Source organism: Pseudovibrio sp. Ad26, assembly GCF_001623285.1.
Taxonomy (GTDB): domain Bacteria; phylum Pseudomonadota; class Alphaproteobacteria; order Rhizobiales; family Stappiaceae; genus Pseudovibrio; species Pseudovibrio ascidiaceicola.
The window spans coordinates 52,249-73,008 of sequence record NZ_LMCE01000015.1; the positions used below are offsets into that span (position 1 = coordinate 52,249).

The 20,760-nt window shown below is 54.6% G+C and carries 15 protein-coding genes; 13 read left to right on the plus strand and 2 right to left on the minus strand.

The annotated features are described in order from the left end of the window. Positions 1-76 precede the first annotated feature (76 nt). The 9 genes from PsAD26_RS03055 (at position 77) to PsAD26_RS03100 (ending at position 10,619) form a co-directional block, all read left to right on the plus strand. Positions 77-1,906 carry a sensor histidine kinase gene (locus PsAD26_RS03055; protein ID WP_063309227.1) on the plus strand — a complete coding sequence of 610 codons (1,830 nt, stop codon included), beginning with the start codon at positions 77-79 and terminating at the stop codon, positions 1,904-1,906. Next, positions 1,903-2,397: an HPr kinase/phosphatase C-terminal domain-containing protein gene (locus tag PsAD26_RS03060; RefSeq protein WP_063309228.1), complete on the plus strand. Its 495-nt coding sequence runs from the start codon at positions 1,903-1,905 to the stop codon at positions 2,395-2,397. The genes PsAD26_RS03055 and PsAD26_RS03060 overlap by 4 nt, the downstream gene beginning before the upstream one ends. Before the next feature lie 108 nt (positions 2,398-2,505). Then, a complete protein-coding gene (locus PsAD26_RS03065; RefSeq protein WP_057462958.1) occupies positions 2,506-2,910 on the plus strand; it encodes a PTS sugar transporter subunit IIA in 405 nt (134 codons plus the stop codon). A gap of 6 nt (positions 2,911-2,916) precedes the next feature. After that, complete coding sequence (locus tag PsAD26_RS03070; RefSeq protein WP_057462957.1) at positions 2,917-3,201, plus strand: HPr family phosphocarrier protein; 285 nt, start codon at positions 2,917-2,919, stop codon at positions 3,199-3,201. Between the two features lie 25 nt (positions 3,202-3,226). Then, positions 3,227-3,679: an NUDIX domain-containing protein gene (locus PsAD26_RS03075; RefSeq protein ID WP_063309229.1), complete on the plus strand. Its 453-nt coding sequence runs from the start codon at positions 3,227-3,229 to the stop codon at positions 3,677-3,679. 176 nt (positions 3,680-3,855) lie between these two features. After that, positions 3,856-5,256 carry an adenosylhomocysteinase gene (ahcY, locus tag PsAD26_RS03080; RefSeq protein ID WP_063309379.1) on the plus strand — a complete coding sequence of 467 codons (1,401 nt, stop codon included), beginning with the start codon at positions 3,856-3,858 and terminating at the stop codon, positions 5,254-5,256. A gap of 317 nt (positions 5,257-5,573) precedes the next feature. Further along, a complete protein-coding gene (locus tag PsAD26_RS03090; RefSeq protein ID WP_208985477.1) occupies positions 5,574-8,090 on the plus strand; it encodes a PAS domain-containing sensor histidine kinase in 2,517 nt (838 codons plus the stop codon). Positions 8,091-8,341: 251 nt separating this feature from the next. Then, entirely contained in the window at positions 8,342-9,853 is a 1,512-nt protein-coding gene (gene tsaE / locus PsAD26_RS03095) for a tRNA (adenosine(37)-N6)-threonylcarbamoyltransferase complex ATPase subunit type 1 TsaE (protein ID WP_063309231.1), read from the plus strand. Positions 9,854-9,884: 31 nt separating this feature from the next. Next, the gene (locus PsAD26_RS03100) at positions 9,885-10,619 is read left to right on the plus strand and encodes a nucleotidyltransferase family protein (RefSeq protein WP_063309380.1); all 735 of its coding nucleotides are present in this window, start codon (positions 9,885-9,887) and stop codon (positions 10,617-10,619) included. A gap of 175 nt (positions 10,620-10,794) precedes the next feature. Here the strand turns inward: PsAD26_RS03100 and PsAD26_RS03105 are convergent, their stop codons facing one another. Next, positions 10,795-12,063: a glycosyltransferase gene (locus tag PsAD26_RS03105; RefSeq protein WP_206599987.1), complete on the minus strand. Its 1,269-nt coding sequence runs from the start codon at positions 12,061-12,063 to the stop codon at positions 10,795-10,797. Between the two features lie 159 nt (positions 12,064-12,222). Further along, positions 12,223-12,600, minus strand: a complete 378-nt coding sequence (locus PsAD26_RS03110; protein ID WP_063294230.1) for a VOC family protein — start codon at positions 12,598-12,600, stop codon at positions 12,223-12,225. A 136-nt stretch (positions 12,601-12,736) separates the two neighbouring features. Between PsAD26_RS03110 and PsAD26_RS03115 the strand changes: the two genes are divergently transcribed. From PsAD26_RS03115 to addA, 4 genes are all read left to right on the plus strand, one after another. Then, complete coding sequence (locus PsAD26_RS03115) at positions 12,737-13,177, plus strand: winged helix-turn-helix transcriptional regulator (RefSeq protein WP_208981637.1); 441 nt, start codon at positions 12,737-12,739, stop codon at positions 13,175-13,177. Between the two features lie 156 nt (positions 13,178-13,333). After that, on the plus strand, positions 13,334-14,023 hold the full coding sequence (locus tag PsAD26_RS03120) for a hypothetical protein (protein ID WP_063306106.1): 690 nt from the start codon (positions 13,334-13,336) through the stop codon (positions 14,021-14,023). 97 nt (positions 14,024-14,120) lie between these two features. Then, positions 14,121-17,243, plus strand: coding sequence for a double-strand break repair protein AddB (addB, locus tag PsAD26_RS03125; RefSeq protein ID WP_063309233.1), 3,123 nt, complete (start codon positions 14,121-14,123; stop codon positions 17,241-17,243). Then, positions 17,243-20,713, plus strand: coding sequence for a double-strand break repair helicase AddA (addA, locus tag PsAD26_RS03130; RefSeq protein ID WP_063309234.1), 3,471 nt, complete (start codon positions 17,243-17,245; stop codon positions 20,711-20,713). The genes addB and addA overlap by 1 nt, the downstream gene beginning before the upstream one ends. Positions 20,714-20,760 lie beyond the last annotated feature (47 nt).

Genomic DNA, 20,760 nt, shown 5'->3' on the forward strand with positions numbered 1-20,760 from the left:
TTAAGCAGCTCGTACAGGGCTGTCTGAAGGTTGGAAAACCTGAGAACACACGTTCCTGAGAATTCGATAAGAGCGAATGTCGGAAAATAAAGAAGAGCAAAAGCGGGAAGACATCGAAGCAGACGACGCTTCTGATACTCTTGACCCGCAACATACAGGTGCGTTCCGTTGGCTGGGACGCAGGCAAGTACGCCAACGCGTCTTTACGCGCTGGATCTCGCTCGCCGGTATCTATGCCTTTTCTTCTTTGACCCGCCGCATTCTGGTGCTCAACCTCGTCGGTCTTCTGGCGATGGTGATCTCCATTCTGTACTTGAACCAGTTTCAGGCCGGTCTGATCGATGCACGCGTTCAGTCACTGCTGGTTCAGGGCGAGATCATTGCAGGTGCCATCGCGGCGTCCACCACAAGCGATGGCGATTCTCTTATGGTTGATCCGGAGATGCTGCTGCGTCTGGAAGCCGGAGAATCCACCAGTGCTCGCTCAACGCTGGGAAGTCTGGACTTCCCGATCAACCCTGAGATTGTCGGACCTATACTCCGGCGACTGATATCGCCCACCAAAACACGGGCCCGAATCTACGATCCAGAAGGTATGTTGATGCTGGATTCACGCCAGCTCCATGCCCAAAACCAGATTTTCCGCTTCGACCTGCCACCGCCGGACGAAAGCAAAGATCCCTTCTTCCAGAAGATGTGGGAGGAGCTGAAACTCTGGATCCGCCGTGGTGAGTACCCGCCGTATAAAGAAGTCGGACGGACGGAAGGGCGCGAGTACCCTGAGGTCGAGGCCGCTCTGGCTGGTTCCCCTGCATCCGTTGTACGTGTTGGCGCAAAAGGCGAAATGGTTGTCGCCGTTGCAGTGCCAATTCAACGTTTCCGAGGTGTTCTAGGTTCACTGCTCCTGTCGACACAGGGCGGAGACATTGATGATATCGTCGCCGCAGAGCGCAATGCGATCCTGAAGATTTTCCTTGTTGCTGCTGTTGTGGTGATGATCCTGTCTGTACTGCTAGCTGGCACCATCGCAGGGCCAGTCCGCCGCTTGTCAGAAGCTGCGCAAAAAGTGCAGTCTGCGATCAACACCCGCGAAGAAATCCCTGAGTTTGAAGATCGTTACGATGAGATTGGTCATCTGGCGCGTGCGCTGAGGAATATGACCAAGGCTCTGTATGGCCGTATGGATGCGATTGAGAGCTTTGCTGCAGATGTGGCACATGAGCTGAAAAACCCGCTGACATCTCTTAGAAGTGCCGTTGAGACTTTGCCTTTGGCGAAGAACGAGCGATCACGCGAACGCCTGCTTGAAGTCATCCAGCATGATGTAAAGCGTCTTGATCGTCTGATCACGGACATCTCTGAAGCATCGCGGATTGATGCGGAAATGTCTCGCGCAGAATCTCACGATGTTGATATGGCAACGCTGTTGCAGGCTGTCGTATCCATTGCCAATGAACGCGCTTGTGATGATATCGCCCATGTCGATTTGAAGTTTGAACCAGCCAAAACGGATAAGAATTTCCAAATGCACGGCAATGACCAGCGTCTCGGCCAGGTCATCAATAACCTGATCGACAATGCGCGCTCATTTGCACCAGAAGGAACTCCTGTTACAGTTACGGCGAAGCGCAAGAACAACCAGATTATTATCTGGGTCGAAGATTCTGGTCCTGGTATTAAAGAAGAACTCCGCGAACGCGTCTTTGAGCGCTTCTATACGGATAGACCGGAATATGAGGGCTTCGGAAACAACTCCGGCTTGGGTCTCTCGATCTGCCGCCAGATTATCGAAGCACACCGGGGTGAAATCTCGGTCATGAACCGAACCTCTGAGGAAGAGGGGCAAGAGCCGAAAGTGCTTGGTGCCCGGTTCGTGATCAAACTGAGGGCCAAAACAACCTCATGACGACACTGGATCAGAAGCAAAGTGTACAGGCAGCAGAAGGTCAGGCGATACACGCGACCTGTCTGGTGGTTGGCACGAAAGGCATTCTGATCCGCGGCCCCTCTGGAACCGGCAAATCAGCGCTGGCGTTGGAATTGATACAGCGCGCGCATCTTAAAGGCAGTTTTGCAGCCCTCGTTGCTGATGATCGTGTCTACATTGCTGAGAAAAATAGTCGCTTAATAGGGGCTTGCCCAAATCCAATTAAGGGAAAGGCCGAGCTGCGAGGCTATGGCGTTGTCGATGTTCCTTACCTCGATACTGCAGTAATCCATATGGTTCTGGATCTGGAAGCCCGAGAGGAAATCGATAGATTGCCGGAGGAGCAAGCGCAGACCTGTGAACTTTGCTCAGTCAAATTAATTCGACAACAAGTACCTAAAGAAGATCATTTAGCCGCTCTTCGGCTCGCGAATGCACTTATTTTTACTAATCCAGTGCACAACTATTAGCCCTCTGTGTATGAGCATGCTGATTTTTCTTGCACTGCAGCGTGTCCTTCAACAAAGTAGGATTGGAATAACCTAAGAGTAGACACTCTGTTAGTTCGCGGGAAATATATGATTGGTCTAGTTCTTGTCACCCATGGTCGGTTGGCAGAAGAGTTCAAATCGGCTCTTGAGCATGTTGTAGGTCCACAGGACCGGGTAGCAACCATTAGCATCGGCCCAGATGACGATATGGAACAACGTCGTCAGGACATCCTGCGTTCCGTTGAAGCTGTCAACGACGGCTCTGGCGTTGTCCTTCTTACCGACATGTTTGGCGGTACGCCTTCTAATCTCGCTATTTCTGTGATGGATGGTGGTAGCGTTGAGGTCGTAGCTGGTGTAAACCTGCCGATGCTCATAAAACTGGCAAGCGTTCGAAATGAAAAATCGCTCGCCGAAGCGGTAGAAGAAGCCCGCAGTGCAGGACAGAAGTATATCTCCGTAGCTTCGCAGGTCCTGTCCGGGCAAGGCTAAGAAAATATGGATGAATGCACAGTGTTAGCTCGCGATCTGACCATCGTGAACACCCGTGGTTTGCACGCGCGCGCCTCAGCTAAGCTGGTCAAGCTGGTTGAGACTTTTGATGCCCATGTAAAAGTTTCCAAAGACGGCCAAACTGTTGGTGGAACCTCCATCATGGGACTGATGATGCTTGCAGCCAGCACAGGCTGCTCGATCCACGTTGTCGTAACCGGCAATCAGAAAGAAGAAGCCATCTCCGCGATTGCGCATTTGGTGGAAGACGGTTTCGGTGAAAGAGACTAAATAAGTCAAGCATCTAGAGGATCGCATGAAAAAGCGCCCAGCTTCACGTTTGTTGGTGGTTGATCCTCAAGACCGAATTCTCCTCTTCAATTTCAAGTTCGATAAAGGCCCTCTCAAAGGCCAGGACTATTGGGCCACCGTTGGCGGTGGTATTGAGCCGGGTGAGAGCTTTGAAGAAGCCGCCCGCCGCGAACTTCTGGAAGAAACCGGAATCACCGAACCTGTCGGTGAGGTGATCCACGTCAGAAGAGCGGTTTTTCAGACACCATCCGGTGAGATGGTAGATGCTGAAGAACATTTTTTCTTTGTCACCGTTTCCGACTCGAAAATCGACTATTCCAACCACACAGAGATAGAAACTCAGGTAATGAGAGAGCATCGCTGGTGGACGCGGAAAGAACTCGAGACAACATCTTTGACAGTCTTCCCTGAAAATGTCCTAGAAATTCTAGAACCTTATCTACCCAGGCGCACATAAGGCATTCTGCGCACCTGCGTTTGATTGCATTTTAGGCTGATATAAAGAAACCTTTATATCTTTATTGCTTTCTGACTTCTCTGTGATGTATAACAGCATGCAGTGGGCGCTCATTTTGCGAGCACTCATCAATCACGCGGGAGGGGACTATGGGCCCGGGCTTTCAGGAAGATTTAATGACTGCGTCTAACGATTACTACGTCAAAGACATCTCACTTGCAGAGTGGGGTCGTACTGAAATTGAAATTGCCGAAACCGAAATGCCAGGCCTGATGGCTTGTCGTGAGGAATATGGTGCAAGCAAGCCTCTCAAAGGCGCACGCATCGCTGGTTCCCTGCACATGACCATCCAGACAGCGGTTCTGATTGAGACCCTCATTGAGTTGGGTGCAGAAGTTCGCTGGGCATCTTGTAACATCTTCTCCACGCAGGATCAGGCTGCAGCCGCAATCGCAGCTGCCGGTATTCCGGTGTTCGCTGAAAAAGGCGAAACCCTTGATGAATACTGGACCTATGCGGACAAAATCTTCGATTGGGGCGACGGCCAAACCGCAAACCTCATTCTGGATGATGGCGGCGACGCAACTCTGATGATTCTTCTCGGCGCAAAAGCAGAGAAAGACCCATCCGTCCTCGACAACCCGTCTAATGAAGAAGAAACCGCTCTCTTCGCAGCGATCAAGCGTCGCCTCGAAAAAGACCCGGGCTTCTACTCCAAAGTTAAGGGCAACATCCAGGGCGTCTCCGAAGAGACAACCACGGGTGTTATGCGCCTTTATGAAATGCAGAGAAAGAGCGACCTGCCATTCCCTGCAATCAACGTGAACGACTCTGTCACCAAGTCCAAGTTCGACAACCGCTATGGCTGCCGTGAATCTCTTGTAGATGGTATCCGCCGTGGTACTGATGTCATGATGGCTGGTAAAGTTGCTGTTGTCGCTGGTTACGGCGACGTTGGCAAAGGCTCTGCACAGTCTCTGGAAGGCGCTGGTGCCCGTGTGATCGTGACTGAGATCGATCCGATCTGTGCGCTTCAGGCTGCTATGGATGGCTACGAAGTGAAGACGATGGAGCAGGCCATCGGTGAAGGCGATATCTTCGTCACCACCACCGGCAACAAAGACGTCATCACAGCTGACCACATGCGCGACATGAAAGACATGGCGATCGTCTGTAACATCGGTCACTTCGACAACGAGATTCAAGTTGCTGCACTGCGTAACTACAAATGGCGCAATGTGAAGCCACAGGTCGACCTGATCGAGTATCCGGATGGCAAGCGTCTGATCCTTCTCTCCGAAGGCCGTCTGGTTAACCTTGGCAATGCGACCGGTCATCCATCCTTCGTGATGTCCGCCAGCTTCACCAACCAGGTTCTGGCGCAGATGGAGCTGCATACCAAAGGCGATGACTACAAAAACGAAGTCTACGTGCTGCCGAAGCATCTGGATGAGAAAGTTGCGCGCCTGCATCTTAAGAAGCTCGGCGCAACCCTGTCTGAACTGACGGACGATCAGGCCAACTACCTCGGTCTCGACAAATCCGGTCCGTTCAAGGCTGAGCACTACAAGTACTGATACGCGTCCTTCGTAATTGCTGTTAACGCTAAGGGACTTAGCGTTAACAGCTCCATGAATTCTACTAGGCCCAATAAGCACACTTTCAATATATTGGGGGTGCGCTTGTTGGGCTTACTACAAATTGTGGTGGATGATTATTTCGCCCACAGGATTTGTTTACTTTTTGTAAAGATCCTCTTCTTCCCAAAAATCAATCAGGTTATGTTGATTGTCGAATCAGTCGTTAAGTTAGGCAGTTGAGCGACTTATTCGCGATTCGTGACACCAATGCGGCGTGTGACACGAATCTGAGGCGGCGAAGAAAGGGGCACAACATGCCAGCATCCTGGCATAAACACGCGCGTGTTAACGTGCTGTGGCGTAGAAGGTTTAGGCTCGTTCTGAACCTGATGGGCGTTGCTGTGTTTGCTCTCCTGGGTGCTGCTGGTTTCTCTCAGGCTATGGATATTCTGCCAGCTCTTTCAGGTAGTTCTGTTGACGCCTTCAAGGTTGTCTGGGTCGCGGCAACGGCCGGCATCGCCTTGTACGCAGTCGCAGCCTCCGTCGTGCTTGTCCGCATCCGCAGGAATGACTCATTGTCCATCCTGCAACTGCGTCAGGACCGAGCCGATGCGATGGCGCGCATTGACCGCCTCGAAAGCTTGCTGGAAACAGAAGACAGTCTCCTTTTAGTCTGGGATGGTGAGGCCAAACATCCCGGTGTTGCCGGACATCTGCCGGAAAATCTGGAACTCGCAGGCGGTCTTTCACAGCTGGTCGAGTTCGAGACGTGGTTGGACGTCAAATCCGCCGAGGCCCTGCGCGCTTTTCTGGAGCATTTGCGCGGCCACGGTGAAGTCTTCCGGTTAACCTTAACGACGACCGACGGGGTCTATCTGGAAGCATCCGGCCATACAGCAGGTGGACTGGCAGTCCTGCGCCTGCGTGACTTGACCGGAGACCGTCAGCTCAGCGCCCGCCTTGCTGAGCAAAACAAGGAACTGCGTGAGCAGATCTCCTCGCTTCATAGCCTGTTGGATGCACTGCCGGGGCCTGCATGGCAGCGCGACAATCATGGCCAGCTCGTCTGGGTCAACTCAGCTTATGTGGATGCTGTCGAGGCCGAAAGCACCCGTACTGTGGTTGAGGAGCAGGTTGAGCTGCTGGAAGCCAAAGGCCGCAACAAACTCAACATGATGCGTCAGACCGACGGTGTCTATCATTCGCCAATGCCTGTTGTGGCAGCAGGCGAACGGCGCGTCTTTGAGTTGACTGACGTGAATTCTGAGCATGGTAATGCCGGCCTTGCTCAGGATATTTCCGAGCTTGAACGTGTACAGGGACAGCTTCGCCGCACACTTGAGTCCCATACGCGCACGCTCGATCAGCTTCAAACACCTGTGGCCGTATTTGGCGCTGATCATCGTCTCCAGTTCTACAATGCAGCCTATCGCTCCCTATGGGATATCGATCAGAGCTTCCTGGAGACCAAGCCGGAAGAAGGCGAGCTGCTCGACGCCCTGCGCGCAGCTCGTAAACTGCCAGAGCAGGCTGACTATCGTGGTTGGAGAAACAAACATCTGGAATGCTACCATGCCTTGGATGCACAGGCGTATTGGTGGCATTTACCAGATGGGCGTACTCTCCGCGTGATCGCCAGCCCGCATCCGCAAGGTGGTGTGACGTACTTCTATGAGAACGTGACCGAGCAGCTAGATCTGGAAAGCCGCTTCAACGCACTCACCCGGGTACAGCGAGAAACGCTCGACCACCTGACAGAAGCTGTCGCCGTGTTCGGCTCCAACGGACGTATGCGCCTGTCTAACCCGGCCTTCGCCGAGGTCTGGGGCCTGTCTCAGGAGTTCCTCGAAGCAGACCCGCACGTCAATGACCTGCTGGACACCTGCAAGGAGCTGATGGGCGAGTCCGACCGTTGGCAAGAGCTTGCCCGTGGCGTAACAGGCTTGTCTGACAACCGCACCAGCGTCTCTGGTCGCATGGAGCGCATCGATGGGTCCGTCATCGACTATGTCACCGTACCGCTGCCAGATGGCGGAACGCTGCTCACCTTCGTGAACGTCACCGATACGGTCAACGTGGAGCGTGCCCTCCATGCAACCAATGATGCGCTGCAGGAAGCTGATCAGCTCAAGAACGCCTTCATTCAGCACGTCTCTTACGAGCTGCGTTCTCCGCTGACCACCATCATCGGCTTCGCGCAGCTGTTGGGCGATGCCAAGTTCGGCGATCTGTCTCCGAAGCAGGAAGAGTACACCGACTACATCCTGTCCTCCTCGTCTGCTCTGCTGCACATCATCAACGACATCCTTGATCTGGCAACCGTCGATGCCGGTATCATGGAACTCGAAATCTCCGAGGTCGATGTTGCGCAGACGGTATCTGAGGCTGTCGAAGGCCTGAAAGATCGTCTGGTTGAATCAGACATCACGCTCCGCACTCACATGCCGGAGGGCATCGGGCATCTCAAAGCAGATGAACGACGCCTGCGTCAGGTTCTCTTCAACCTGCTCTCCAACGCAATCAGCTACTCCGACAAAGGCGGCTTGGTAGACATCAGCTGCCAGCGTGATGAAAACGAAATCCGCTTCCGCATCAAGGATCATGGTGCAGGCATCCCTCAGGAGATGCTGGATCAGGTCTTCTCGCGCTTTGTAGGCCGAGGTGCAGGTGGAAACCGTCAGGGCGTTGGCCTTGGCCTCTCTATCGTGAAGAGCTTTGTCGAGCTACACGGCGGTACAGTCGATATTTCTTCCGCCGAAGGGCAGGGCACCACAGTGGATTGCACCTTCCCGCTTGAGCCACATATCCATTCGCTGGAAGCGGCGGAATAACTCATCCTTCAGTTTTCGGTCAGATAAATGCCTCTGGGGCTTGAGTTCCCTTGCTGGTTTTGGCAAGTGCTTACTCTTGAAGAATTCTGAGCGCGTCGTCTATCTGTAAATGAACGCGAAGCGCTCTAATAGGTTGGTGCGTATCCTGGGTAAGTAAGTTCAGACTTTACTTTGAGGATACGCTTGGAAAGTAAAGACTAGAGCATTCTGCGCGATCGTGAATAGGTGCAGCTGCTCTTGAGGCGAATTGTATGAAGGTACTTCTCGACAATCAGAGAGCAACTGAGCTCTTTGCTGCGGATTTGGCTGAGCTGCTGAAAGAAGGAGACGTACTTGCTCTTTCCGGAGATCTGGGCACGGGCAAATCCACCTTGAGCAGAGCACTGCTTCGCCATCTTGCAGCTGATCCTCATCTGGAAGTCCCAAGTCCCACCTTTACGCTCGTTCAAACCTACGACCTGCCGAGAATGTCTGTCGCCCATCTCGACCTCTACCGCATTGAAGAGCCGGAGGAGTTGGAAGAGCTCGGGCTCGACGAATATCTGGAAACCGGCGTCGCGCTGATTGAATGGCCAGAGATGGGAGATCCCTCCTACTGGCCAGAAGCGCTGGACCTGAAGTTGACAGAAGGCACCGAGCCAGATACGCGTGAAATCATTCTCACAGCCAACTCCGAAAGCTGGCAAAATCGCCTTGATCGTCTCGCGGCCCGCCGCGCACTGCTAAAGAAATCAGGCTGGATTGATGCAGAGCGCGAGCATGTGCAGGGCGATGCCTCCATGCGCACCTATTTTCGTCTTCACAAAAACGGTGAGACAGTCGTCTTTATGGATAGTCCACCAACTGGGCCAGAGCCGCTTCTGCCCACTGGCAAAACCTATGGCGAAACCGTACATCGCGCCAAGGACGTCACTGCCTTCTTCGCCGTCGGCAACGCCTTAGCTGCGCACGGGTTCCGCGTACCAAAACGTCTGGTTGCCGATCCGGAGAACGGACTGGCGCTGCTGGAGGATTTCTGCGACCAAATCATCACCGAAAACGGTGAGGCGGTCAAAGAGCGCTACGAGCTGGCCATTGATGATATTGCCCGGCTCCACAGCTGCAACTGGCAAACAGAGCTGCAGGCGGATGGCAAACCGCATCAGCTGAAGCCTTGCGATTTCGAAGTGCTGATCACGGAAGCAGACCTCTACCTCCAATGGTATCTGCCTTACGCCAGTGGAGCACCAGCAACCGAACAGCAAGGCCGCGACTACGTTGAAGCGTGGCGAGAGCTGCTGGAGCCCGTCCTCCAGAGCGAACCGACACTGCTTTTACGAGATTACCACAGCCCGAATATCATGTGGTTGCCAGAAGCATCAGGCCTCAATAAGCTGGGTCTTATTGACTACCAAGATGCAATGATGGGCCCCGCGGCCTATGATGTTGCCTCGCTCGTGTACGATGCACGCGTGGACATGCCAGCCGACCTGCAGGAGCATTTGCTGCAGAGATATTGCGGCTTGGCAAGAAAACATAAACCCATTTTTGATGAAATGGCGTTTCGGAATGCTGTTGCTGTGTTGGCGTTGCAGCGCAATGCCAAAATCCTTGGCGCGTTTGTACGTCTTGATAAGCAGCTCGGAAAACCTAAATACATGGAGATGCTTCCTCGCATCCGCAATTACGTGCGGCAGTGCTTTGCACAATTAGGGGAAGTTAAACTCAAACCCATGTTCACTGTCATACTCTCGTCAAATGAGACGAGCCAAAGTGACGACTGAAACAAGAGAACAAAACAACAGAGACAACGAGATGCCTAAAGAAATTTCCTTCCACCCTAAATCGGCAATGGTTTTGTCCGCGGGGCTGGGTAAACGTATGCGGCCCCTGACGGCGACAACCCCAAAACCTCTCATCGAGGTGGACGGTAAGTCGATGTTCGCGCGCGCAGCAACACGTTTGAAGGATGCTGGCCTCGAAACCTGCGTTGTCAACGTGCACTACCTTGCAGACCTTGTAGAGGCCCATGCTCGCAGGTTTGAAGGCTTGGATGTCAAGATCTCAGATGAACGCGAAGAGCTTTTGGATACCGGTGGCGGCATTAAAAAAGCTCTGCCAATTCTAGGCTCCGATCCGTTCATCCTGAAAAACTCCGACAGCTTCTGGCTGGAAGGGGTAAAGCCGAATCTGGATCTCCTCGTAGAAACCTGGGATGACAATCAGATGGATATGCTGATGCTGCTCGCACCAGCCGTCAATGCGGTTGGTTATGACGGCAAAGGCGACTTCCTGATGGACGATGAAGGCAAGCTGGAACGCCGCGATGAACGCTCGGTGGCACCTTTCATCTATTCCGGTACCGCGATGATCCATCCACGGCTGTTCAAGGATACGCCGGAAGGCCCATTCTCCCTCAACCTGCTGTTCGACAAAGCAATTGAGAATGGACGCCTCTTCGGTGTCGAAGGCGATGGCCTTTGGCTGCACGTTGGAACGCCTCAAGGCCTCGATGACGCCGAACGCGCCATCGCCAACAGCACAAACTAATCTAAAAACAGGACAGGCCCGCACCCCAGCGGGCCGCCTCAACCCACCTCCTCCCAAGACTGAAGTAGCAATACTCAATGCATTTTGGTGACTTTCACAAACACCAGCACTCATGGCACCACATAGCGGACCTCCATCCCGCCAACGCGCACGCAGGCAGGACCAGCCAACATCCTCACTTGCTACTCACTCCAGCAAGACACGCTTCAATCTCTGCCACTGCTGTTCCTACGCCGTCTTCGCTTTGCAGGTGCAAGGCTAGGTCACTCGCGTTTTTCTTCAGTGAGGCGTCATTGACTGCAAGGTGAATGGAGTGTGCCAACTTGTCTGCGGTTAGGGCCTTGCGAGGCACAGGCGGAGCGCCAACGCCAAGAGCAACACTCTTTTGAGCCCAGTAAGGCTGATCGCCGAAGAAGGGGCACAAAACGCAAGGCACGCCTGCACGAAACCCTTGGGCAGTGGTTCCCATGCCGCCATGGTGTACAACAGCTGCCATCTTCGGAAACAGCCACTCATGTGGAACATCAGAAACACTCAGGATATCGTCGCTCTCAATGGCATCAAACCCAGCCCAGCCAGTTGAGAGGACACCGCGAACATTTGCCTTTCGCAGGGCCTCAACAAGAACCTCTTGCAACGCTTTGGGGTCCTCAACCGTCATACTGCCAAACCCAATGTAAACGGGTGGGGGTCCACGCTCGAGGAAACTACGCAGACTTGCTGGTGGTTCATAGTCCCCGTCAGACTTCAAACTCCAGTAACCGCTCATAACCGCCGCATCCGGCCAGTCCTTTGGCCGGGGAACAACCCACGAGCTGATCGCATGAAGCGTCTTGATTGGTAGAGCCCCACGGGGAAACAGAACCTCATTGCGATGCTGGATTGCTGTCAGTTTCAGAGCCTTGGTTCGCAATTGATTGACCGATTTACGAAAAGCCGAATAAGAGAGTTTGACGAGTGCGTACCCCAGCTTGTTGTAGCCCGGTATAGGCAAGCGGGGCATCCCCGCCACAGGGAACTCGTTTGTTGGAACGATCATCGGCTGCAACAACCCCATCACAGCCGGAATGTCCAATGCTTCTGCAATATGAGGCGCAGCCATCACTTTGGGGTGGAAGATTATAAGATCGGGCTGAACGGCTTGGGCGGCCCGCCACGCATCACGGTTGAGTCCATCGTTCAGCCGTCCGGATTTCTTCGCCAGTCGTGTACCTGCTGCAACTCTCTTTATGAGCCCGGATGATCCCTCCAGCGCTGCAATCCCGTCAGGAGTGGTCATCAGATCAATCGTGTCGTTCGAAAGTGGTTCAAACGCCAGACCGAAACTCTTGACCCAGTCCCAATACTTTTCAGCACTGCTGAGCGTAACCGTGTGACCACGAGCTGTAAGCCCGCAGGCCAAAGCGATAAAGGGCTCCACATCTCCGCGAGAGCCGTAGGTCAAAATGAGAATCTTAGCAGGCTGCAACATCCGGCAGAGTATAGACCGCTTTCAGTGCAATGCCATCAGGCTAAGCCCCGCCTTGTAAAGCTTACGCTCACCTCAATGAGGCACTGGTTTCTTCAGCTTCTCATTGAGGTGAGTATGTAATGGACGCTGATATCACGCAGGCACAGTCAGGTCCTGTGCCAACATCATCGCGTTGCCGTCTGGGTCGTAAAACGTGGCTGTGCTCACCATGCCCTCGATGGTTTCGGTCGCACCGTCAAACTTCACGCCCGCAGCTTCCAAAGCGCCGCGCGCACTCTCAATATCACCAATGCCAAAAACAGGAACGGTATTGCCGGGGGTAGGCTTGGTCTGCTCACCCAGCCCAAGTGTGACGCCAGCCGTTTTTGTCTTCATCTCACTCCAGCCAGCCTCATCAATGTGATGGATCAGCTCAAAGCCGAGCATGGAGCTGTACCATTCAGCGCTCACATGACGGTCACGAACAGAAATGGCGAGGGTAATCGTATTTTCCAAAGAAACTAAGGACATCAAACTTTCCTTTTGTGAAAAAATAAAGTAACTATACTTTATGGACATTGCGACACTTGTCAAGCTCACTTCTCGGGCTTGGTCTCTAAACATTCTGGCCCTGTTACATTCAGGGGTTCCCGGCAGGCAGGCTCCGTTGCTGGCCGCATCTGGTGCTGGCCGCACGTCATTCGCGGCCAGTCTTGAGCATCTCACCCAGCTCAAACTCTTGGAGAGGAACCCGGGCCACGGCCACCCACTCCGCCCGGAGTTCCGCTTGACCCCAAAAGGTGTCAAAGCCGCCGAAATCGCCAGCAGGATCGTGGCCGCAGTTCCCGATGAAAAGGAATTTGCCTTACTGCGCAAAAGCTGGACGGTTCCCATTCTGGCACTCACTGCTACCCCCCAGCGCTTCTCGGGAATAAGATCAGACCTGACGACAATCACCGACCGCGCATTGTCAGCCTCGCTGGTTCGGCTGGAAGAGCGGGAATGGATCAAACGCGACATCAACATGTCCGAGCGCCAACCATTCCCCACCTACTGTGCTGCAAACACCGGCATCCAAATCAACCACGCAATTGACCTGCGGGCGTGAGTGAGGCGTGGGATTGGCCCCTGAAAATACAGGGACACAAAACGCATTCCTGCAGTTGCGTATTGGCGATGTGTCATTGCAACATGAATAAATTACAAGCCCTCACACAAGGGCCACCAAGTGATTTAGTTGAATGGATTTCTCGTAGAGACGCGTATGCAACCAATTTTCAGCGCAATATTAAAGGATCAGATTAATTTTCTTCTGTTCCGCCCAATCAAGCCGCCACTGGGCAGGTCTTATTCAGCCTACTTAGCTTGGGGCTTGCTCGTCACCTGGTTGGTGGGCATCGGTCGTTATTGGGATCATCCCTCCGCAGAGCTGTGGCAATATGCAGGCTTAGGCTCGGTTTTGTATATCTATGTCTTGGCTGGTCTGGTTTGGGCTATAGCGCAGCCTTTGAAACCTAAGAACTTCAGCTATAAAAATATCCTTCTATTCATCAGCCTTACCTCACTCCCTGCCGCTCTTTACTCCATTCCTGTTGAGCGCTTTATGTCGCTAGGAAATGCGAAAGTTGCGAACATGCTATTTCTTGCTGTTGTCGCAAGCTGGCGAGTCGCATTACTGGCAGTCTTTTTGCAAAGAGTTGCCAAACTTAGTGGCAGAGCTGTTTTCGTGGCAACCGTTCTGCCTTTAACATTGATTGTGACAGCGCTTGTTGCCCTCAATCTGGAGCACGCTGTATTCGAGGTCATGGGTGGGTTACGTGATGAGACATCGAATGATGCCGCCTATTTCATCATGATTGCAATCAGCACTCTGTCCATAATAGCAACACCTATTTTCGTGATTTGGTACGGCTTCTTGGTTTACTTTGCGCATAAGAAACCAGCTTCACCATGAAACTCGCGGGGATATAAAACCGCGCCGTGCTTTTTGCTGTGTGATCCGCTGAAAACTGAACTAAAAAGGAGCATTCGGTTCTGTTCAGGAGGCTCCGGTGGCGGCCACCCCAAATATTTTCAGCGTTTCCCCATCCACGCCATTTCTGCAGGCAACTGTGGAAGCGTTGCTCTCTGGGCAGTTGATCCCCGGATTTCAGGCGGACGATAACCCGCTGGCGCTGGCTGACGTCACCATCTACGTGCCAACCCGCCGTGCTGCCAGAACTCTGCCAGATGTCCTGCGCAGAGCTTTAGGCTCTAAAGCCGCCTTGCTGCCAAAGATCCTGCCACTTGGTGATGTGGACGAGGAAGAGCATATCCTGAAAGGTCATGGAGACGGCGAGGCGCTGCCACCCGCAATGTCCACCATGGAACGTAAACTGGCCATGACCCGCCTCGTCTGGGCATGGAAAGGTCAACTCCGCCGCCAGATCCTTCAGCTCAAAGAAGATGATCCTGCCCGCGTTCCAGCGTCCTCCGCTGATGCTGCATGGCTCGCGGGCAACCTGCTCACGCTTATGGATGAAGTGCAGACTGAGGAAGCCAGCTGGGCAGAACTGGGCAGTCTTGTCCCTGACGACCACGCCGAATACTGGAAGATCACGCTCGAGTTCCTGAAGATCGTCACCGACCTGTGGCCCGAGCACCTCAAAGCCATCGGCATGATGGACCCGAAGGAGCGTCGCTCAGCCCTCATCCGCGCAGAAGCCGCCCGCCTGCGCACAACACCGCCACGCGGTCCGGTAATTGTAGCTGGTGCAACCGGTTCCTTCCCAGCCACCGCCGAGCTGATGAAAGCCGTGCTGAGCCTGGAGAACGGAGCCCTTGTCCTTCCTGCACTCGACATGGGCATGGATGCCGAAAGTTGGCAGGCACTTGGCAGCCCAACAGAACCACAACGCGTTCCCGGTCATCCCCAATACAGCCTCCGCCAACTGCTCTTGGTGCTGGGCATAAAGCGAGAAGACGTCACGCAACTGGGTGCACCGCAAAGCGAGGCACTGCGCCTGCGCTGTGAGATCGTCAACGAAGCACTCCGTCCGGCAGAAACAACGGAAGAGTGGCAGAACTTCTTCACCTCCCAGCTGGCAGAGCACAGAGAGACCGCCTTCGCAGGTACGCAGCTGATCACAGCGCGAAACGAATCCGAAGAAGCACTCTCCATCGCCCTGCTGCTGCGTGAAGCGGTGGAAGCAGGCAAAACAACCGCGCTGATCTCACCAGACAGAACGCTGGCCCGACGCGTAGCATCAGAGCTGACACGCTGGGGCATCATCGTGGATGACACCGCTGGTCGCCCGCTGGAGCAAACACCGCCCATGGTGCTTGCCATCCTCACCGCAAAGCTCGCCCTGCAAGGCCTCGATCCCGTCAACCTACTGGCACTCCTCAAACACCCGCTCGCCTTCCTTGGTATGAAGGCCAAAGAAGTCCGCTCCGCTGCCCGCGCATTGGAGCGCGGTGTCCTGCGCGGCCCGCATCCAAGACCGGGCCTCAGTGGTCTGCGTGAAGCGGTGGCCGCAGCTCATGATCTGGCCATGGAAAAGGCGGACCGACCTGTTTCCCGCTGGCGCAAGCTGGTGGAAGAAGATTGGAACGCCATCAACACCCTGCTGGACCGTCTGGAGCAAGCCCTCGGCCCTCTGGAAGCCCTGCTGCAAAACCCAAATGAGATCCCGGTCGAAGACATCATCAAAACCCATGTGGATGCAGTCCTGCTGCTTGGGGCTGATGAAAACGGCTCCACGGAAGAACTGTTCAGTGGCGAAAACGGTAAGGCGCTTGCGGAAACTCTGACGTCCTTGCTGGAAGCTGATGCTGTTGGCCTCTGCGTGCCTGCCAATGAATGGCCCGGCGTGTTCGGCGCTCTCATCACCGGTGGGGCCGTCCGCTCCCGCACACCTGCCGATCCCCGCATCCATCTGCTCGGCCCCATGGAAGCCCGCCTCCAGCGTTACGACCTCGTTGTCCTCGGCGGACTGAACGAAGGCACATGGCCGCAGCGCACACGGAACGATCCATGGCTCAACCGCCCCATGAAAGGCCAGATCGGTCTCGACCCGCCAGAGCGTAAAATAGGCACTTCCGCCCACGATTTCCTCTGGAACCTCGGTGCGCCGGAAGTGGTGCTTTCCCGCTCTGAGCGTGTGGATGGGTCCCCAACCGTGGCCTCCCGCTGGCTTCAGCGCATTGTCACGTTGGCAGGCCAAAGCGTGGAGCAGCAAATGCGCGCCAAAGGCAAACGCTACACCGAGCTGGCTCTCGTGCTTGACCGTTCAGAAACGCCAGTCCGCCCAGCCAAGCGCCCTGAGCCAAAACCGCCAGTGGAAGCGCGTCCAGTCCAGCTCTCCGTGACCGCCATCGAAAACCTGATCCGCGATCCGTACCTCATCTACGCCAAAAACGTCCTGAAGCTGGATGAAGTTGACCCAATCGGCGGCGAACCGGGCGCTGCCGACAAAGGCAACATCATCCACGATGCGCTCGCAAACTTCCTTGAGGATTGGGATGGGCCATTCGACGACAAGGCAGTTCGAGCACTAAAAACTGAAGGTGGCCGACTGTTCCGCCCACTGGATGCCTTCCCTGCCATCCGCGCTCTGTGGTGGCCGCGCTTTGAGCGCATCGCAGAGGAGTTTGTTGCGTACGAAGGTGAAGTCGCACCGAAGATTTATGACCGTTTCCTTGAGGAGTACGGCAAAGTGGAAATGCAGCGCCCGGAGCGCAACTTTACGCTCACAGGCCGTGCAGACCGCATCGACCAGATGAAAGACAACAGCTTGCGCGTGGTGGACTACAAAACCGGCCAGCCGCCCTCCGCCAAACAGGTCGAAGCGCTGCTCTCGCCACAGCTGCCACTGGAAGTCGCTATGATCCGCCGTAAGGGCTTTGAGGATTTGCCCCACGACATGCCCATCTCCGACATGCTTTACATCCAGCTTAAAGGTGGCAGCGATGCCGTGAAACTGGAAAGTCGTGTACCAAAGGAAAGCACTGCCGAAGAGCTGGCAGAAGAAGCATGGAAACGCTTGGAACAGCTCGTCGCCGCCTATGAGAACCCGAGGAAAGGCTATCTCTCAAGAGCACGTGTGCTGAAGGAAAGGGAATGGGCCGCCTCCTATGACCATCTTGCTCGCGTGCAGGAATGGTCCCTTGGAGAAGACGGGGAGGATGCATAATGGATATTCCGGCAAAAACCCTCGACAGCCAGCAACGCGCAGCGCACCCTGAAAATTCCGCATGGGTGAGTGCAAACGCAGGCTCCGGCAAAACATTCGTGCTTGCCCGACGCGTTGTCCGCTTGTTGCTGTCCGGCACCGACCCATCCCGCATCCTCTGCCTGACCTTCACAAAGGCAGCAGCGGCGGAGATGGCAACCCGCGTATTTGACTCCCTCGCCAAGTGGACGCAGCTAAGTGATGCAGAGCTTGCCGTCGAGATCGAGGACATCGAAGGCCGACCGACGTCAACAAAACAGCTGGCAAACGCCCGCCGCCTCTTCGCCAAAGCACTGGAAACGCCGGGCGGTCTGAAGATCCAGACCATCCACGCGTTCTGTGAAGCGCTGCTGCACCAGTTCCCGCTGGAAGCGAATGTTGCAGGCCACTTCTCCGTACTGGATGACCGCCTTGCGGAAGAGCTGCTCAATGAGGCCCGCGCCAGCGTTCTGCACAGTGCAGAGATTGAGCCGGACTCCGACATCGGGTCAGCTCTGTCCCAGCTTATCGAGCTATTACCGGATTCAGGCGTTGAGAAAGCTCTGTCTGAGTTGATCAGTCGCCGCGATGCATTCTATCGCTGGGTCGCCCCTTATGGGGACCTGGAAAGCGCTGTTTCTGCGCTATATGCTGATTTCTCCGTCATGCCGGCTGATGATATATCTGGCTTTGCATCTGCGTTGCGACGGAATTCTTCTCTCAGTGACGACGAAGTAAAAGCGTTTGCAGAAGCCTTACGCGTCGGCTCCAAGACAGATCAAGACCGTGCCGCTGCTCTGGATCAGGCCATCACGCTCAAAAGCGATGAAGCCTGGCGTATCGCATGGTTGAAGATCTTCCTCACCGGAACCCTTAGCCCACGCAAGTCTCTCGCCACGAAGAAGGTCCAAACAGCCTTTCCGGAAGTTGTTGAGCGCTTGTTCGCCGAGCAAATGCGTGTGTTGGAGGCTCTGCAGCACCTGAATGCCGTCATAACGGTTTCTGGTACAAAAGCGATCCTCACCCTCTCCGATGCGGTTTTGCGTTATTACGAGACGGAAAAACTCCGTCGCGGCTACCTCGACTTCGAAGATCTGGTGGTAAAATCTGCGCAGCTCCTGTCTCGAGCTGAAGCCGCCCAATGGGTGCAGTACAAACTGGACCAAGGCCTCGACCATATCCTTGTTGATGAAGCACAGGACACCAGCCCGCGCCAGTGGGAGGTGATCCGCGCTCTGGCAGAAGAATTCTTCGCTGGTGACAGTGCACGAGAGAAAGTCCGCACCATCTTTGCGGTGGGGGATGAGAAGCAATCTATCTACTCCTTCCAAGGGGCTGTGCCAGCTTACTTTGCCGAAATGCGCAAGTTCTTCGCCCGCAGAGCAGAGGAAGCGAAGAAAAACTTCGAAGGCATCGAGCTCAACCTCTCCTTCCGCTCCACACCAGATGTGCTGGGTGCGGTCGATAAGGTGTTTGACACACCGGAAACCTACAAAGGCCTGTCACAGGACAATGTTGCGCCTGTGCACGAAGCCATTCGTCACAACGATCCGGGACGTGTTGAGATCTGGCCACTGGAAGAGGCCGTTGAAACGCTGGAACCAGACGATTGGACCCAGCCCATTGATGCAATCGGCACAGGCAACCCGATGTTGCGCCTCGCCACCCGCATTGCAGAGCAGATCAAGGACTGGGACCAACGCAAAATCGCAGGCCCGGGTGATGTTTTGGTACTGGTCCGTAAACGCGGTCAGTTTGTGGAAGCGCTCAACCGCGAGCTCAAACGTCTGGATGTACCCGCAGCGGGGTCTGACCGTCTTGTCCTGACGGATCACATCGCCGTCAAAGACCTTGTCGCGCTGGGCCGCTTTATTCTGCTGCCGGAAGATGACCTCTCTCTCGCCTGCGTTCTCAAAAGCCCGCTCTTTGGTTTGCTGGATGATGACCTCTTTGAGATCGCCCACGAAACACCGGGTGTTCCAAGACCGGGGACTCTCTGGCATGAGCTGCTGAGAAAGTCTGAAAACAGCGAGAAGTGGCAGGAAATTCGCAAGCAGCTGGTTGTCTGGCGTGACCGCGCCGACTTTGTTCCACCTTTCGAATTTTTCGCCAAGATCATGGGAACCGACGGCTACCGCCAGAAGTTCCGTGAGCGTCTTGGTACGGAAGTGGATGACGTGCTTGATGAGTTCCTTTCATTGACGCTTACCTATGAAAAGAGCGGCACCCCCGGCATGGAAGGCTTCCTTGCGTGGCTGGCCGAAGCGCCAACTGAGATCAAACGCGAGCTCAACGCCGCCAAAGGCATGGTCCGCATCATGACAGTCCACGGCTCCAAGGGATTGGAAGCGCCCTACGTTATTCTCGCTGACGGCTGCAACGCGCCCGTCTCCAGCCTGCATGCGCCGGTGATGGTTGAAAAACAGCGGGCAGGGGATACGCAGGCTGCACCTGCTCTCGTCTGGCTGCCCAACAAAGCACAGCGCACTGAATGGCATGAAGAAGCGCTGGAACTGCTGGCAGAAGAGCAGAAAGAAGAATATCGCCGTCTGCTCTATGTAGCTCTTACCCGTGCCAAGGATCGTCTTGTCGTGTGTGGCTGGTCACCCAAGCGTGGCCCGCATGATGAATGCTGGTACACACTCACCCGCAACGGTTTGATTGAGGAAGCCCGCGAACAGACAGATGCCAACGGCGAAGTGTCAGCGTGGATCTGGACCAAGAATGGCATAGAAAAGCCAGAACCGATCCTGCCGCAATCTGAGAAGATTGAGAGCCGGAAACAAGCTGTTATGCCGGACTGGGTCTCAACAAACGTCAGCACGCCTGAGCGTATCCGCCGCGTAAAACCATCTGCCGCCTTTGAGGAGATGGAAGCAAAAGAGAACATCGAGCAACAAGACCCGAAAGATGCTCTGGAAGCAGCCCGCCAACCAGAAGACTGGCCGCTGGTCCGTGGTCGCATTGTTCACCGCCTGCTGGAGTTTCTGCCTGATCTGTCCGAAGAACAACGCGTGGTATCTGCCGAAAGGTTCCTTGCCAGTTCCCTGCCGGAGCGCTTTGCGGACAACAAGGAACGTCTGCTGGATGATGTGTTGGGTACGCTGGGCAACCCAGAGTTTGCAGAACTGTTCAGCGCCAATGGCAGGGCCGAAGTTCCAATACAGGGCATGCTCACGGGTGAGGATGGCAAGCCGGTTGAAATCTTCGGTCTGATTGACCGTTTGCTGGTCAATGACAAAGAAGTGATCATTCTCGACTTCAAGACAAATGCCTACGTTCCAAGGAGCGTGCACGATGTCTCCGAAACGTATGTTGCGCAGCTGGCTGTTTATAGAAAATTGCTTTCTGAGCTTTATCCTGATCGGAGAATAAGAGCGCTGCTCCTCTATACGTCAGGTCCTCATTTGGTAGAAATACCAGTGGAACTGATGAAATCTTTTAAATTCTAGTCGAATGTTGAGAATTCGTTCGCTTGACGCTCGGCACTTGCGTTCTT

What these genes read in the sequence shown, in the direction of transcription:
- PsAD26_RS03110 (WP_063294230.1), bottom strand. Translation starts at nt 12,600, where the DNA reads ATGTCCTTAGTTTCTTTGGAAAATACGATTACCCTCGCCATTTCTGTT.
- ahcY (WP_063309379.1), top strand. Translation starts at nt 3,856, where the DNA reads ATGACTGCGTCTAACGATTACTACGTCAAAGACATCTCACTTGCAGAG.
- PsAD26_RS03055 (WP_063309227.1), top strand. Translation starts at nt 77, where the DNA reads ATGTCGGAAAATAAAGAAGAGCAAAAGCGGGAAGACATCGAAGCAGAC.
- PsAD26_RS03060 (WP_063309228.1), top strand. Translation starts at nt 1,903, where the DNA reads ATGACGACACTGGATCAGAAGCAAAGTGTACAGGCAGCAGAAGGTCAG.
- addA (WP_063309234.1), top strand. Translation starts at nt 17,243, where the DNA reads ATGGATATTCCGGCAAAAACCCTCGACAGCCAGCAACGCGCAGCGCAC.
- PsAD26_RS03090 (WP_208985477.1), top strand. Translation starts at nt 5,574, where the DNA reads ATGCCAGCATCCTGGCATAAACACGCGCGTGTTAACGTGCTGTGGCGT.
- PsAD26_RS03120 (WP_063306106.1), top strand. Translation starts at nt 13,334, where the DNA reads ATGCAACCAATTTTCAGCGCAATATTAAAGGATCAGATTAATTTTCTT.
- PsAD26_RS03065 (WP_057462958.1), top strand. Translation starts at nt 2,506, where the DNA reads ATGATTGGTCTAGTTCTTGTCACCCATGGTCGGTTGGCAGAAGAGTTC.
- tsaE (WP_063309231.1), top strand. Translation starts at nt 8,342, where the DNA reads ATGAAGGTACTTCTCGACAATCAGAGAGCAACTGAGCTCTTTGCTGCG.
- PsAD26_RS03100 (WP_063309380.1), top strand. Translation starts at nt 9,885, where the DNA reads ATGCCTAAAGAAATTTCCTTCCACCCTAAATCGGCAATGGTTTTGTCC.
- PsAD26_RS03070 (WP_057462957.1), top strand. Translation starts at nt 2,917, where the DNA reads ATGGATGAATGCACAGTGTTAGCTCGCGATCTGACCATCGTGAACACC.
- PsAD26_RS03075 (WP_063309229.1), top strand. Translation starts at nt 3,227, where the DNA reads ATGAAAAAGCGCCCAGCTTCACGTTTGTTGGTGGTTGATCCTCAAGAC.